Annotated in this window: 13 protein-coding genes; 11 read left to right on the top strand and 2 right to left on the bottom strand. The window is 63.5% G+C overall.

What is annotated here, in order from left to right; all coding sequences use genetic code 11:
* Positions 1-131 precede the first annotated feature (131 nt).
* From AC4FS3_RS19775 to AC4FS3_RS19755, 5 genes are all read left to right on the top strand, one after another.
* Positions 132-1,019, top strand: coding sequence for a DMT family transporter (locus AC4FS3_RS19775; protein WP_491021962.1), 888 nt, complete (start codon positions 132-134; stop codon positions 1,017-1,019).
* Between the two features lie 96 nt (positions 1,020-1,115).
* Positions 1,116-2,651 (top strand): 2,3-bisphosphoglycerate-independent phosphoglycerate mutase, encoded by a 1,536-nt coding sequence (gene gpmI / locus AC4FS3_RS19770; RefSeq protein ID WP_491021961.1) that lies wholly within the window; start codon positions 1,116-1,118, stop codon positions 2,649-2,651.
* On the top strand, positions 2,648-3,898 hold the full coding sequence (locus AC4FS3_RS19765) for a murein hydrolase activator EnvC family protein (protein ID WP_491021960.1): 1,251 nt from the start codon (positions 2,648-2,650) through the stop codon (positions 3,896-3,898). The genes gpmI and AC4FS3_RS19765 overlap by 4 nt, the downstream gene beginning before the upstream one ends.
* Before the next feature lie 7 nt (positions 3,899-3,905).
* Positions 3,906-5,246, top strand: a complete 1,341-nt coding sequence (locus AC4FS3_RS19760; protein ID WP_491021959.1) for a S41 family peptidase — start codon at positions 3,906-3,908, stop codon at positions 5,244-5,246.
* Positions 5,243-5,752 carry an RNA pyrophosphohydrolase gene (locus tag AC4FS3_RS19755; protein ID WP_491021958.1) on the top strand — a complete coding sequence of 170 codons (510 nt, stop codon included), beginning with the start codon at positions 5,243-5,245 and terminating at the stop codon, positions 5,750-5,752. The genes AC4FS3_RS19760 and AC4FS3_RS19755 overlap by 4 nt, the downstream gene beginning before the upstream one ends.
* 159 nt (positions 5,753-5,911) lie before the next feature.
* On the opposite strand, the gene AC4FS3_RS19750 is transcribed toward AC4FS3_RS19755, so the two are convergent.
* Positions 5,912-6,862, bottom strand: coding sequence for a 1-phosphofructokinase family hexose kinase (locus AC4FS3_RS19750; protein WP_283177278.1), 951 nt, complete (start codon positions 6,860-6,862; stop codon positions 5,912-5,914).
* Between the two features lie 462 nt (positions 6,863-7,324).
* Here AC4FS3_RS19750 and AC4FS3_RS19745 point away from each other — a divergent pair, with 462 nt between their 5' ends.
* The 6 genes from AC4FS3_RS19745 (at position 7,325) to AC4FS3_RS19720 (ending at position 14,235) form a co-directional block, all read left to right on the top strand.
* The gene (locus AC4FS3_RS19745) at positions 7,325-9,001 is read left to right on the top strand and encodes a formate--tetrahydrofolate ligase (RefSeq protein WP_491021957.1); all 1,677 of its coding nucleotides are present in this window, start codon (positions 7,325-7,327) and stop codon (positions 8,999-9,001) included.
* 157 nt (positions 9,002-9,158) lie between these two features.
* Positions 9,159-9,476 carry a chorismate mutase gene (locus tag AC4FS3_RS19740; RefSeq protein ID WP_283177276.1) on the top strand — a complete coding sequence of 106 codons (318 nt, stop codon included), beginning with the start codon at positions 9,159-9,161 and terminating at the stop codon, positions 9,474-9,476.
* A gap of 48 nt (positions 9,477-9,524) precedes the next feature.
* A complete protein-coding gene (gene folD, locus AC4FS3_RS19735; RefSeq protein ID WP_491021956.1) occupies positions 9,525-10,415 on the top strand; it encodes a bifunctional methylenetetrahydrofolate dehydrogenase/methenyltetrahydrofolate cyclohydrolase FolD in 891 nt (296 codons plus the stop codon).
* On the top strand, positions 10,412-11,302 hold the full coding sequence (locus AC4FS3_RS19730; RefSeq protein WP_283177274.1) for a bifunctional 5,10-methylenetetrahydrofolate dehydrogenase/5,10-methenyltetrahydrofolate cyclohydrolase: 891 nt from the start codon (positions 10,412-10,414) through the stop codon (positions 11,300-11,302). Before folD ends, AC4FS3_RS19730 begins: the two co-directional genes overlap by 4 nt.
* A gap of 131 nt (positions 11,303-11,433) precedes the next feature.
* Complete coding sequence (locus AC4FS3_RS19725; RefSeq protein ID WP_491021955.1) at positions 11,434-13,803, top strand: trimethylamine N-oxide demethylase; 2,370 nt, start codon at positions 11,434-11,436, stop codon at positions 13,801-13,803.
* Positions 13,804-13,830: 27 nt separating this feature from the next.
* Positions 13,831-14,235, top strand: coding sequence for a group II truncated hemoglobin (locus AC4FS3_RS19720; protein WP_092896008.1), 405 nt, complete (start codon positions 13,831-13,833; stop codon positions 14,233-14,235).
* Positions 14,236-14,238: 3 nt separating this feature from the next.
* Here AC4FS3_RS19720 and AC4FS3_RS19715 read toward each other — a convergent pair whose 3' ends face one another.
* The gene (locus AC4FS3_RS19715; RefSeq protein ID WP_491021954.1) at positions 14,239-15,516 is read right to left on the bottom strand and encodes a glycerate kinase type-2 family protein; all 1,278 of its coding nucleotides are present in this window, start codon (positions 15,514-15,516) and stop codon (positions 14,239-14,241) included.
* Positions 15,517-15,519: the final 3 nt, after the last annotated feature.

Raw genomic sequence — 15,519 nt, 5'->3', positions numbered from 1 at the left:
CCTGCTGCAGCGCCGGGCAAAAGCGGCGGTGCTTTGCAAAAAGCGCAAGGCTGCCAGAAATGTCACGGGGGCAGGATCGCGGCCCTCGCCCCTGTTGCAGCCCTGTTCTCCGTGATAGCGGTGACAGCATCATGAGCGCGCCCCAGAACACCCGACTCGGTATCCTGTTGATGATCGCCACTTCGGCGATTTTTGCCATACAGGATGGCCTGTCGCGCCATCTCGGCGAGGCGGTGAACATCTATATGGTGGTGATGATCCGCTTCTGGTTCATGACCGTTTTCGTGCTGGCGCTGGCGGCGCGCAGCCCGGGCGGGCTGAAAGCGGCGGCAAAAAGCCGCTATCCCCTGTTGCAGATCCTACGCGGCTTTCTGCTGGTGGCGGAGATCTGCGTCATGGTTGTGGCCTTTATCAGGCTGGGCCTGATCGAGACCCATGCGGTTTTCGTGGTCTATCCGCTGCTGGTGACGCTGTTTTCAGGGCCCATCCTTGGCGAAAAGGTCGGCTGGCGGCGCTGGCTGGCGGTGCTGGTCGGTTTTGTCGGCGTGATTGTCATCCTCAACCCGGGCGGCGGCGTTTTCACCCCCTGGGCGCTTTTGCCGCTTTCGGCCGCCGCCATGTTTGCACTTTACGGGCTTTTGACCCGCTATGTGGCGCGCGAGGACAGTGCCTCGACCAGTTTCTTCTGGACCGGGATCACGGGGGCGGTTTTCATCACGCCGTTTGGCCTGATGCACTGGCAGAACATGTCCGGCTTCGACTGGGGCCTGATGGCCATTCTGTGCTGCACTGCCGTGCTGGGGCACTGGCTCCTGATCAAGGCCTATGACGTGGCCGAAGCCTCGGATATCCAGCCCTTCGCCTATTTCCAGCTGCCATTCGTCTCGTTCCTCGGTCTGGTTTTCCTCAATGAGAATCTGCGCATCAATGTGGTGATCGGGGCGGTGATCGTGGTGGCGGCCGGGCTCTTCACGCTCTGGCGGCAGCGGGTTCGCGCAAGGCACAACAAAGCTCTGTGACAGAGGCCCCGGCGGGCGGGAATGGCGGCTTTCTGCGGTTGCTCTGCCCCCGGGCCGCGCGTAAAACTTGGCCCGTTACTGCCTGAGAGGTCGCGCATGTCTGTTCCCAAACCCGTCGTTTTATGCATCCTCGACGGATGGGGGATCGGGCCGGACCCGGCAACCTCGGCCCCGGCCCAGGCCCATATTCCGACCTTTCGCAACCTGATGGCCACGCGGCCCAGTTCCACCCTTGTGACCTTTGGCCCCGATGTCGGGCTGCCATCCGGGCAGATGGGAAATTCCGAGGTTGGCCATACCAATATCGGCGCGGGCCGCGTGGTGGCGATGGATCTCGGCCAGATCGACCTGGCCATCGAGACCGGCTCTTTCGGCGCAGAACCGGCACTCAGGCAGTTCATTGCGGCGCTTGAGGCCTCGGGCGGCACCGCGCATCTGGCGGGGCTTTGCTCGCCCGGCGGTGTCCATGCCCATCAGGCGCATCTGATCGAGGCCGCGAAGATCATCGCGGCGGAAGGCGTGAAAGTGGTGATCCATGCGATCACCGACGGGCGCGATGTGGCGCCCTCTTCCGCCGCGAGCCAGATCGCTGCGATCGAGGCCGCGCTGCCGCCTTCGGTGAAGATCGTCACCGTCACCGGGCGCTATTTCGCGATGGACCGCGACAATCGCTGGGAGCGTGTGCAGACCGCCTATGAGGCGATGGTGCATGGCAAGGGTGTGGCGGGGACAAGCGCCGGTCAGGCGATTGCCCAGGCCTATGCTGCGGGCCTGACCGATGAATTCATCCCCGCGACCGTGATCGGCGATTACCAAGGGATGAAAGACGGCGACGGGCTTTTCTTCCTGAACTTCCGCGCCGACCGCGCGCGCGAGATCCTCGCCGCCATCGGCCAGCCGGATTTCGACGGCTTTGACCCCGGCCGCCGCCCGCAGCTGGTCGCGCGCCTCGGCATGGTCGATTATTCCGAAGCCCATAACCACTATATGACCACGATGTTTCCCAAACAGGATATCGTGAACACGCTGGGCGAATGGGTGGCGAAACAGGGCAAGACCCAGTTCCGCCTCGCGGAAACCGAGAAATATCCGCATGTAACCTTCTTCCTCAATGGCGGGCGCGAAGAGCCCTTCCCCGGCGAAGACCGCTTCATGCCGCAATCGCCGAAAGTGGCGACCTATGATCTGCAACCAGAGATGTCGGCGCCGGAGGTGACCGCGAAATTCGTCGAAGCCATTGAAAAAGGCTATGACCTGATCGTCGTGAACTACGCCAATCCCGATATGGTCGGCCATACCGGCAAGATCGGGGCCGCCGTAAAGGCCTGCGAGGCGGTGGATCAGGGCCTGACGGTTGCGCTTGCCGCCCTGGAAAAAGCCGGTGGCGCCATGGTGATCTGTGCCGATCACGGCAATTGCGATGTGATGACCGATCCGGTCACGCATCAGCCCCATACTGCCCATACGCTGAACCCGGTACCGGTGATCCTGGTCGGCGGCCCGACCGGCATTCAGGGCGGCGCGCATCTGCGCAGCGGTGGCAGGCTGGCGGATCTCGCGCCGACACTGCTGGATCTGATGGGGCTGGAAAAACCTGCCGAGATGACCGGCGAAAGCCTGATCCTGCGATGACGTCCGCGCGCGGCTCTTTTGTCTGGGGCGGTCTCGTGCTCGCGCTGATGCTGGCGCCGGCGATGACCCGCGCCCAGGAGGCAGAGCCGGACGAGACGGCAGCCGCGCTGCCTGTGGCAGAGCCTGCGGTGACGACCGATGCCGGGCTGACAGTTTCCGACCAGGCGGCGCGCGCCTCTGGCCAGCTGCGCGACGCGGTGGCGGCAATGGAGGCGGCGACCACGGGCCGCACCCAGGTGGCCGCGCTGACCCAGACCGTGCGTGCCTATGAGGAAGGCCTTGCCGCGCTGCGCGAAGCCCTGCGTCAGGCGGAACTGCGCGAGGAAGTGCTTAAACTGCGCTTCAACGCCAAGCGCGACCGCGTGGGTCAGCTGGTCTCGGCGCTGGCGCAGATGGAACAGAACCGCGGGCCCCTATTGCTGATCCACCCGGCAGGCCCGCTTGGCACTGCCCGCTCGGGCATGCTGGTGGCCGAAGTCACGCCCCTGATCCAGGCCGAGGCCGATCAGCTGCGCCGCGAACTTCAGGAACTGGCCGATCTCAGGGCGCTGCAGGTCTCGGCCGGGCAGCATCTGACCGACGGGCTCTCCTCGGCCCAGGCAGCACGTACCGCGCTGTCAAAGGCAATTTCGGCGCGCACCGATCTGCCCAAACGCTTCACCGATGATCCGGTGATCCTGCGCGCTTTGCTGGAAAGCGCCGATACGCTGGACAGTTTCGCCGCCGGGCTGATCGAGACCTCGACCGATGGCGCGGCACCCCGCCCCTTTGTCACCGCGATGGGCGTCTTGCCTTTGCCGGTGGTGGGCAGCCTGATCCGGCGCCCCGATGAGGCCGATGGCGCCGGTGTGCGCCGCCCCGGCATGACGCTTGCCACAAGGCCCCGCGCGCTGGTCACCGCCCCCTGGCCCGGCACCATCCGCTATCTCGGTCCACTGCTCGACTACGGAAATGTGATCATCCTCGAGCTCGGTGACGGCTATCTTCTGGTTCTGGGCGGGCTCGGAACGGTTTATGGCGAAGTGGGCGAAGTTGTCGCAACCGGCGCCCCGCTTGGCCTGATGGGCGGCAGTGACGGCAGCGGATCCGCGCCGGAACCCACCGAACAGGCGCCGCTTGCGCCGAACGGATCGAAAAGCGGGGCTGGTGCAGAAGCCACGGAAACGCTTTACTTGGAACTGAGAATGGGGGCCACTGCGGTCGATCCGACCGAATGGTTCGCCGCCACTGCCTCGACAGGAGACTGAGGTCCTTATGAAGAAACTCGTGCTTGCCGCCGTGGGCGGTGCCGTCGCCGGTGTGGTCCTGACCTCTCAGGTCGGTCCCCTGATCGCCGAGCAGGCCTCCCGCGACAGTTCGGTCTATGAGCAGCTCGATCTGTTCGGCACCATTTTCGACCGTGTGCGCGCGCAATATGTCGAGCCGGTCGATACCGAGAAGCTGGTCGAGGCCGCGATCAACGGCATGCTGACTTCGCTTGACCCGCATTCGTCATATCTTTCCGCGAAAGATTTCGAGGATATGCGCGTCCAGACCAAGGGCGAATTCGGCGGGCTTGGGATCGAGGTGACCCAGGAAGAGGGCTTCATCAAGGTGATCTCGCCGATGGATGGCACCCCCGCCGACAAGGCCGGCATCCAGGCGGGCGATTACATCACCCATGTAAACGGGGAATCGATCCTCGGGCTCAATCTGAACCAGGCGGTGGATCTGATGCGCGGGCCGGTTGGCTCCGAGATCATCATCACCGTTGTGCGGGTCGGCACCGATCAGCCCTTCGACGTCTCGGTCATCCGCGATACGATCAAGGTTGACGCGGTCAAGGGCCGCACTGTTGGCAAGGCGGTGGTCCTGCGCGTGACCACCTTCAATGACCAGACCACCAGCGATCTGAAAACGGCGCTCGAAAAGGGCATTGCAGAGCTGGGCGGCGTTGAGAATATCGATGGCGTGGTGCTTGATCTGAGGAACAATCCGGGCGGGCTTCTGAACGAGGCGATCACCGTCTCGGATACATTCCTGAATTCGGGCGAAATTGTCTCGACCCGTGGCCGCACCCCCGAAGACGGCGAGCGTTTCAACGCCAAACCCGGCGATCTGGCCGAAGGCAAGCCGATTGTCGTGCTGATCAATGGCGGCTCGGCTTCGGCCTCCGAAATCGTGGCCGGCGCGTTGCAGGACCACCGCCGTGCGGTGGTGGTCGGCACCAAGAGCTTCGGCAAGGGTTCGGTCCAGTCGCTGATCCCGCTGCGCGACGAAGGCGCGATGCGGCTGACAACGGCGCGCTATTACACGCCCTCGGGCCGGTCGATCCAGGCGCTCGGCATCTCGCCCGATATCGTGGTGCAGCAGCCGGCCCGGCCCAATCCGGCGACCGACACCCCCGCGGATGAGCCTAAAACGGCGATCCAGCCCCGGACCGAAGCCGGGCTGCGCGGTGCGATCACCAATGATTCGATGACCGAGGATGAGAAAAAGCTCTATCTCGAAGAGCAGGAACATGCGGAAGAGACCGCCAAACTGCGCGATGAGGATTATCAGCTCGCCTATGCAGTGGATATCCTGAAGGGGCTGAACACCCTCAGGGAAGAATGAGCGCGATGGCCAAGGCAGCGGAACTGCCCTACCGGCCCTGCGTCGGTATCGTGCTGGTGAACAGCGAAGGCCTGATTTTTGCCGGACAGCGTATCGACGGGGGTCGGGCCACCAGCCCCCCCGACCGGCTGGCCTGGCAGATGCCCCAGGGCGGGATTGACGAGGGCGAGACACCAAAGGCCGCGGCGCTGCGCGAGCTGTGGGAAGAGACCGGCGTGACCGCCGATCTCGTCGAAAAGATCGCGAAGACGGCAGACTGGCTGACCTATGACCTGCCAGATGAGTTGATCGGCAAAGTCTGGGGGGGTAAGTATCGCGGCCAGCGCCAGAAATGGTTCCTGCTGCGCTATCTCGGCACCGATGATCAGATCGGCATCGCCACCACCCACCCGGAATTCTCGTCCTGGTGCTGGATCCGGGCCGATGACCTGGTCGCGGCCATCGTGCCATTCAAACGCGCGGTCTATGAGCAGGTAGTGGCGGCGTTCCGGCCGCACCTGGCCTGATCTCTGGTCGCAGCCGCGTGAGGGGGCACTGCCCCCTCGCCGCTTTGCGGCTCACCCCCGGGATATTTAAGGACAGAAAATGTCGCTCTCCCAGCTTATTTTCTGTCTCTAAATATCCCCGCCGGAGGCATTGCCGTCGTCAGACGGCAAAGTCATTCTTCAGATTTCCACCACCGTCACGCCGGGCCGCAGGCGCATCACATCTGCAGGGCGGCAAAGCTGGGTCGCATCGGTCGAGACAGCCGCAGCCGCAGCGGCGGCCGCGAGGGCAAGCGCCTCATCATCGTTCTGCCCGCGCGCGAAGGAGAGGACGAGGCCCGCAACGAAGCTGTCCCCTGCCCCGACCGCCGATTTCACCTTAACCTTTGGGGCATTGGCGAAGAGGCGGCGCTCTGCGGTGGCGAGGATGTTGCCTTCGGCCCCGCGCGCGACCACCACCTTTTGCGCCACGCCGCGCCGAACGAGGTCTTGCGCAAAATCAGCCGTCGCCTCGCGGCTTTCCAGCGCGTGCCCCGTCAGGCTTTCGGCCTCTTCCGCATCCATCCGCAGGACTTCGAGCCCCGGGATCGGCGCGCGCACAGCCTCGGTCAGGGGGGTGCCCGATGTATCCAGCACCACCCGGCAACCCGGCATCGCGGCGGCAAGCTGAGCCGGAAAATCCGCCGGAACGCCGGGCGGCTGGCTGCCGGAGATGACCGAATAGCCCCCGGGGCGCGAGGTTGCGCGCAAAAGCGTGAAAACCCGGTTGCGCTCAGTCTCGCCCCAGAGCGGGCCGGGCAGCATGAAGCGAAACTGCTGGCCACTGGTCGCTTCGGTAACCGTCAGGGATTGCCGCGTCTCGCCCGGGCCGGGCAGCGAGAGGAAGGTCACCCCCGCCTCGCGGATCAGGCCCGAGAGCCGGTCGCCGGTCAGCCCTCCGATCGCCACCAAAGCCAGACTGTCACCGCCAAGCGCGAGAATCGCCCGGCTGACATTCAGCCCGCCGCCCCCGGGATCAAGCATCGGCTCGGAACAGCGCAGCTTGCAGCCCGGGAGCATCTCGGCCACATCCGTTGCCATATCCAGCGCCGGATTGAGGGTCAGGGTCAAGATCGGGGCCTGGTCGCTCATCGCCGATATTCCTTGTTTTGGTGTGCTGCTGCGGCGCCACTGCTATTGTTTGCGCTACCACCTGTTTGAAGGCAAGAGAATCGCGCATCTGCGAACTCTTTCTGCGGGCTACGGAAATTTACACTGAATTGCCGGTTTCAGCCGCACAGAGCAAATAAACATCATGTTCTCTGGCCCGTGCGACATTTGCGGGCAGTGTCACCGCCCCCGGCACCAGGGGGCTGCGCCAGATGGGAGAGAAATCGCGCGAAACTGGGTTTGTGACCCTGTCACTTGTTGACCGTCAGGAATATCTATTTATTATCGAGAATAATAGCGCGTCAGCCAGAGCTGCCGCGCCCGCCGCCCGGGTGAGGAGCCCGGTGAGACGGGCCTGCCGGGGCCGGACGCGTTAAGGGAATCTGGTGCCATCCGCCACAAGGATGCATCAGTCGGGAAAAGTGCCAACGGGAGAGAGCCACAATGGCGTTTAAGTCTGATATCGAGATTGCACGGGAAGCCAGGAAAAAGCCGATCATGGAGATCGGCTCGAAGCTGGGGATCCCGTCCGAGCATCTGCTGCCTTATGGCCATGACAAGGCCAAGGTCGGCCAGGAGTTCATCCGTTCGCTGGAAGGCAAGCCTGATGGCAAGCTGATACTCGTGACCGCGATCAACCCGACCCCGGCGGGCGAAGGCAAGACCACCACCACCGTGGGTCTGGGCGATGGCCTGAACCGCATCGGCAAAAAAGCGGTGATCTGTATCCGCGAGGCCTCGCTTGGCCCGAATTTCGGCATGAAGGGTGGCGCAGCCGGTGGCGGCATGGCCCAGGTCGTGCCGATGGAGGAGATGAACCTCCACTTCACCGGTGACTTCCACGCGATCACGGCCGCGCATAACCTGCTGTCCTGCATGATCGACAACCACATTTACTGGGGCAATGAGCTCGACATCGACGAGCGCCGCATCGCATGGCGCCGCGTGATGGATATGAATGACCGCGCGCTGCGTGATGCGGTCATCTCGCTTGGTGGCGTCTCGAACGGCTTCCCGCGTCAGACCGGCTTTGACATCACCGTGGCCTCGGAAGTCATGGCGATCCTCTGCCTGTCGAAGGATCTGGAAGACCTGCAAAAACGTCTGGGCGACATCATCGTGGCTTACACCCGCGAGAAAAAGCCGGTCTATTGCCGCGACATCAAAGCCGATGGCGCGATGACGGTGCTGTTGAAAGACGCGATGCAGCCGAACCTGGTGCAGACGCTGGAAAACAACCCCGCCTTTGTCCATGGCGGCCCGTTCGCGAATATCGCGCATGGCTGTAACTCGGTGATCGCGACCCGCACCGCGCTGAAGCTTGGCGAATATGTGGTGACGGAAGCCGGTTTCGGGGCTGACCTTGGTGCCGAGAAGTTCTTCGACATCAAATGCCGCAAGGCCGGGCTGAAGCCTTCGGCTGCCGTGATCGTGGCCACGGTTCGCGCGATGAAGATGAATGGCGGCGTGGCGAAAGCCGATCTCGGCGCTGAAAACGTTGATGCGGTGAAGAAGGGCTGTCCGAACCTTGGCCGTCACATCGCAAACGTCAAAGGCTTTGGCGTTCCGGTTGTGGTTGCCATCAACCACTTCTATTCGGACACTGATGCCGAGGTCGAAGCGGTCAAAGCCTATGTCGCGGAACAGGGCGCTGAAGCGATCCTGTGCAAGCACTGGGCCCAGGGCTCGGCCGGGATCGAAGATCTGGCGAAGAAAGTCGTCGAGCTGGCCGAAGGCGGCAAGTCCAATTTCGCTCCGCTCTACCCGGATGATATGGGGCTTTTCGCCAAGATCGAGACCATCGCCAAGCGCATCTATCACGCGGGCGAAGTCATTGCTGACAAGTCGGTGCGTGACCAGCTGAAGGCCTGGGAAGCTGCCGGTTATGGCAATCTGCCGGTCTGCATGGCGAAAACCCAGTACAGCTTCTCGACTGATCCGAATCTGCGCGGCGCGCCCGAAGGCCATACGATCCCGGTCCGCGAAGTGCGTCTGTCGGCTGGTGCCGGTTTCGTCGTGGCGATCTGCGGTGAGATCATGACCATGCCGGGCCTGCCGCGCGTGCCGGCAGCCGAGACCATCCGCCTCAATGAAGCGGGCCAGGTTGAAGGTCTGTTCTGATCACGGGTCAGTTCTGAGCTTTCGCTCAGTATGATATCGGGACGGGGGGCTTTGTGCCCCCCGTCCCCCCTGCCTAGTATTTACGTCAAGAGGAAGAGGGCTTTTCGCTAAGGGCGTGCTGGCATAAGTCAGGGGCGATGTTTGCGGAGGGCATGAGATGCAAAAGCCGGAAGACTGCTCGACCATGGCGGAAATCCGCGCCGGAATTGATGCGCTGGATCAGGAACTGGTCCGGCTGTTCGCTCTGAGGGCGCGGTTTATCGACCGGGCGGCGTCGATCAAGGCCGGGGTGGATCTGCCTGCACGGATCCCCTCCCGGGTTGAGGAAGTGGTGGCCAATGTCCGCGCCCATGCCGCGCGTGAAGGCCTGCCCCCCGACCTGGTGGAGAAGCTTTGGCGGCGACTGATCGACTGGTCGATCGCGCGTGAGGAAAGCCACCTGGGGCCGGACAGCCTCAGGGACAGGAACGGATAAACCTGCCCGCTCAGACAGGGCCAGGCGTCACACAGGAAGGATTATCGGATGGCGGCGAAGGTGATCGACGGCAAGGCTTTTGCCGAAAAGGTGCGGGATCAGGTCGCGGCACATGTCGCCCGGCTGAAGGTGGAGAAGGGCCTTGTCCCCGGTCTGGCCGTGGTGCTGGTGGGTCAGGATCCGGCTTCGGCGGTCTATGTCAAAAACAAAGGCATCCAGACCAAGGCCTCGGGGATGAATTCCTTCGAGCATAAGCTGGAGGCCGATACGTCAGAGGCCGATCTGCTGGCTCTGATCGACAGGCTGAACGCTGACCCGGCGGTGCATGGCATCCTCGTGCAGCTGCCGCTGCCCGGCCATCTGAATTCCGAGCTGGTGATCAACCGGATCGATCCGGCGAAGGATGTCGACGGGTTCCATATCTCGAATGTGGGTCTTCTGGGCACCGGTCAGAAGTCGATGGTGCCCTGCACGCCGCTGGGCTGCCTGATGATGCTGCGCGATCACCATGGCAAGCTTGCAGGGCTGAATGCGGTCGTGGTCGGGCGCTCGAATATCGTCGGCAAGCCGATGGCGCAGCTTTTGCTGGGCGACAGCTGCACTGTGACGATCGCCCATAGCCGCACCAAAGACCTCGCGGAAGTCTGCCGTGGCGCGGATATCCTCGTCGCCGCTGTTGGCCGCCCCGAAATGATCACCGGCGATATGGTGAAACCGGGCGCAACCGTGATCGATGTCGGCATCAACCGGATCGAGCGCGACGGCAAGGCAAAGCTTGTCGGCGACGTGCATTATGAAAGTGCTGCCGCCGTGGCCGGTGCCATCACCCCGGTGCCGGGTGGCGTTGGCCCGATGACCATTGCCTGCCTGCTGGCAAATACGCTGACGGCGGCCTGCCGCGCCAATAATCTCCCCGAACCCGAAGGTCTGACCGCGTGACTGTAAGCGACCACCGTTTCATCGACGGCAAGGCGGTGCAACAGCGCCTCCTTGCCGAGGTCCGGGCCAAAGTGCAGGAGGCTTCGGCCACCCGCCCCATCGGGCGGCTGGTCTCGGTCTCGATTGGCCCCTCGCCCGAGGTGGCGGTCTATGTGCGCAACCAGGCGCGGGGCGCTGCGGCAGCGGGGATCCCGTTTGACCAGCAGCTCTGGCCGTCCGAGATCACCCAGGAAGAGGCCAAGCGCCTGATCGTCGAGATGAATGACCGCGACGATGTGCTGGGGATCATCCTGCAGCGTCCGGTGCCGGCGCATATCAATGTGCGTTCGCTGCAATCGGCGATCCATCCGCTGAAGGATGTCGAGGGGATGAACCCCGCCTCGATCGGCAATATCGTCTATAATGACGTGGCGATGGCGCCCTGTACCGCCGCAGCCGCGGTTGAACTGCTTCGTGAAACCGGCCTTCAGATGCAGGGGCTGGAGGTCGTGATGATCGGCCATTCCGAGATCGTCGGCAAACCGGCGGCGTTTCTTCTGATGGCCGAGGGGGCGACGGTGACGATCTGCCACCATATGACGCGCAATCTTGCCATGCATTCGCGTCGCGCTGATGCCGTGGTGGTCGCCGTCGGCAAGGCGCATCTGATCGGGCCGGACATGATCAAGCCCGGTGCCGCCGTCATTGATATCGGCATCAACCAGGTGACCGATCCCGATGGCACTGTGCGGATCGTCGGCGATGTCGACACCGACCGCGTCAAAGAGGTCGCGGGCTGGATCACGCCGGTTCCGGGCGGTGTCGGCCCGGTCACCGTGGCGATCCTGATGCGCAATGCCGTAACCGCGCATCAACGCCAGATCGCGGCGGGCTGGCTGCAAAGCTGAGCCCCCGCCCTTTCGGTCGCTTTATCAGTGAAAAGCCTGCGGTTTCCGTTGACTTGCGCTTGCCCGGGCCTAGAATATTCCTCAGCGTAAACTTATTTTCTGCATACGCCAATGGCGTGATGGAGGATGCGATGCTCGACCAGGCTTATCCCGACGTGATCCCGGGCCCGCCCAGACCCAGCCAGATCATCCGCCCCGCCGGGCTGATGCTGCCCAAAGGCACCGAGCGCTATTCGGTACCGGGCGCCGGCGCGATGATGATCCGGACCGGCACCGGCGACCGGATCACGGTGATCAATGACGAGGGCGGCCAGCCCTGTGAGGTGCTGGCGGCAGGCCCGGACGGGCGGATCGATCCGGCCCTGCTGGGGCTTGGCGGCGACAGTGACGCAAGCGGCCTGAAAGCCCTGCTGGCCTCGGGTGAGCCGAGCCTTGCGCGGATGCGCCAGGGGCTTGAGCGTCTTGGCCTCGATCTGGCGGGGGCAAAGGCCAGCCGCTTTTTTGCCGCCGATACCCCGGCGCGCACCTCGGTCGATTTCACCGCCAGCCGCGAAGGCTTTCTGGTGGTGGCGGCGCCTGGCGGCGATATGGATCCCGATGGCCAGGACACCGCGACGCCGCTCACGGTCTTTGTCAAACGCGCCGAGGCGAATTTCGCGCTGAAATCCGAGCTGCCCGACCCACTGTCGGACCCGCTGCAAGAGGTGCGGGTGCGTTCGGCCACGGCAGAGGCCTATGTGGTCAAGGCGGGCGAATATATCCAGATCCTTGATGTCGATGGCCGCCAATGCACCGATTTCCAGTGTTTTGACGCCCGCAAGCTGGATCGCGGCATCGAACATGCGCTGGACGTCACCGCGACCCGTTCGGTCATGGGCCATGCCTATCCGATGCCGGGCCTGCACGCGAAATATTATGACCAGGACTTCACCCCGCTGGTCGAGGTGATCCAGGACACCTGCGGGCGCCATGATGCCTTCTCGCTGGCCTGTTATGCCAAATATTACGACGATATCGGCTATCCGGGCCATGTGAACTGTACCGAGAACTTCAACGCAGTCCTCGCACCGCATGGCATTGGCCCGCGCGGCGGCTGGATGGCAGCGAACTTCTTCTTCAACACCGGCGTCGATGATCATGGCGTCATGTATGCCGATGAACCCTGGTCGCGCCCGGGCGATTATGTTCTGCTGCGTGCCCTGACCGACATCGTCTGCGTCAATTCGGCCTGCCCCGATGACACCTCGGCCGCCAATGGCTGGAACCCGACCGACATTCATGTCCGCACCTATGCGGCCACGCAGAAATTCAGCCGCGCCGTCGCTTTCCGCGCGACCCCAGATTCGGAGCCGAAGATGACCAGGGAAACCGGGTTCCACGACCGCCTGTCCAAACTCACCCGCAACTTTGTGGAGTATAAAGGGTTCTGGCTGGTTAATTCCTTTGCCGAGGCCGGCCCGACCGAGGAATACCTCGCGGCCCGTCAGAAATCGGTGATCATGGACCTTTCCGCGCTGCGGAAATACGAGATCACCGGGCCGGATTCTGAGGCGCTGATGCAATACACGCTGACGCGCGATGTGAAAAAGCTGACCACCGGCCAGATCGTCTATTCGGCGATGTGCTATCCGCATGGCGGCATGATCGACGACGGCACCATCTTCAAGCTTGGCGACAATAACTTCCGCTGGGTCTGCGGTGACGAATATTCCGGCACCTGGCTGCGCGAACAGGCCGAAAAGCTGGGCCTGAAAGTGCTGATCCGCGATTCCACCGACCAGCTGCATAACCTCGCCGTGCAGGGGCCGGAAAGCCGCGACCTGCTCGACAAAGTGATCTGGACGCCGCCGCATCAGCCGAAGATCCAGGAGCTGGCCTGGTTCCGCTTTACCGTCGGCCGGATCGGGAATGACCAGGGCATTCCGGTTGTCATCTCGCGCACGGGCTACACCGGCGAGCTGGGCTATGAAGTCTGGTGCCACCCGAAACATGCGGGCGAAGTCTTTGACGCCATTTGGGAAAAAGGCCCCGAACACGGGCTGCGCCCGATGGGCCTGCTGGCGCTGGACATGCTCCGGATCGAAGCCGGGCTGATCTTTGCGAATTACGACTTCACCGATCAGACCGACCCGTTCGAAGCCGGCATCGGCTTTACCGTGCCGCTGAAGGGCAAGACGGATGATTTTATCGGGCGTGATGCGCTGGTCCGGCGCAAGGAAAACCCGATGCATAAATTCGTCGGCCTCGACATCGATTCGAATGTCTCGGTCGGGCATGGCGATTGCATTCATATCGGTCGGGCGCAAATCGGGGTGGTGACCTCGTCGATGCGCTCACCGCTCCTGAAGAAGAATATCGCGCTGGCCCGCGTTGATATCTCGCATTCGGAGCCGGGGACCGAGGTTGAGGTTGGCAAGCTTGACGGGCAGCAAAAGCGCCTGCCCGCGAAGATCGTGACGCTGTCGCATTACGATCCGAAGAAGACGCGCCCCCAGTCGTGAGGCCGCAATCGTGAGGTCGCAGTCGCAATGACCAGCATCCTCGACCAGATCGGCGGAGAGGAGGCGCTCAGGCGCCTCGTCAACCGTTTCTATGACCTGGTCGAGACCGACCCGCGCGGCCGGCAGATCCTGCATCTGCATTTCCGCGGCCATGGGCTGAGCCATGTGCGCGAAGAACAGTTCAACTTCCTCTCGGGTTTTCTGGGCGGCCGACGCTATTACCTTGAAAAACATGGAAATATGGACGTGAAGACGATGCACGCCCATATCCCGATCCGCGCAGGCGATGCCGATGACTGGCTCGCGCTGATGGATCAGGCGATCCTCGATTGTGGGCTCAGCGGCCCGCATGTCGACAGGATGCGCGCGACCTTCACCCGGGTCGCGCATGTGCTGGTCAATGACCTTCCCGCCTCGGGAATTCCCGCCTGAGGCTCAGCCGATCAGCAGGATCTGCACGTCAGCCACATTGGTGCCACTGGCACCGGTGATCAGCAGATCACCCGAGGCCGCCAGCGCCTTGTTGGAATCGTTATTCGCAAGCAAAGCCTCGGGGTCGACGTTTGCGCGCATCCGCGCGGCCGAGCCCGCATCGACCAGCCCGCCCGCCGCATCGGTTGGCCCGTCGCGCCCGTCAGTGCCGCCAGACAGAAAGACCCAAGGGAGGGTGACGCCTGTGGCCCCAAGCGCCACACGAAGCGCAAGCTCTTGATTTCGACCGCCTTTACCGTCTCCCCGCAGCGTCACTGTGGTCTCGCCCCCCCAGATCAGACAGGCCCCGGGCGCGGCCTGTTCCGCCGCCGCGAGAATCGTCTCTGCCGCAGCCCCCACATCACCGGTCAGCGGCTGATCCATGATCACCACCGGATGGCCCGCGCCATCGCGGATCGCTTCCAGGCTTTGCCGGTTCGACCCGATCAGCCGGTTCACCGCAGCAATAGGTGGCGGGGATTCGTCTTCGGCAGCACTCAGATGCGCCCGAACCGATGCGGGCAAGGCCTCCCACAGCCCGGCCTTGCGCAGGATGTCGCCCGCCGCCGCCCGCCCGCCCAGAGGCGCCACGGTTGGTCCGCTCGCGATCGTGCGCAGATCATCGCCGATCACATCCGAAAGGATCCAGGCCGAAACCGGCGCGGGTGCCGCCAGCCGCAGCATGCCGCCGCCTTTCAGCTGCGACAGGTTCTGCCGGATCAGGTTCATCTGGGTGATATCAAACCCGCCCGCGAGCAAAAGCCGGTTCACTTCGGCCTTGTCCGCAAGGCTGACGCCCTCGACCGGCGCCGGCAACAGCGCCGAGCCACCGCCCGAGATCAGCGCGATCACCCGATCATCCCCCCCTGCCCCGTTCAACGCCGTGATCACCGCCTGACCGGCGCGCAGCCCATTCTCATCGGGCACCGGATGACCTGAGGCAAAAACCTTCACGCGCCCGAACCCATCGGGCAGGGACGCGGCATTTTCGTAATTCGTCACCAGAATGACCTCAGCCTCCGGCGACAGATGCCGCAGCGCTTCGGCCACCATCGGCACCGCCGCCTTTCCGACAGCGATGACGATCTGGCGTCCAGGCGCCAAAGGAAAGGGCGCAGTTTCCAGCGCGCGCCTGAGCGCCAGTGCCGGATCCGCCGCCTGAACCGCACGCGCGAACAACGCCCGCGCCTCTTCGCGCAGCCCCGAAATCTCAGCCCGGGCCGCGCCCTCTCCCCTGGTCATGTT

This window comes from Pseudogemmobacter sp. TB195, assembly GCF_058313095.1.
The sequence above is the reverse complement of the archived record's forward strand: the minus strand, read 5'-3'. Positions and strand labels throughout refer to the sequence as shown.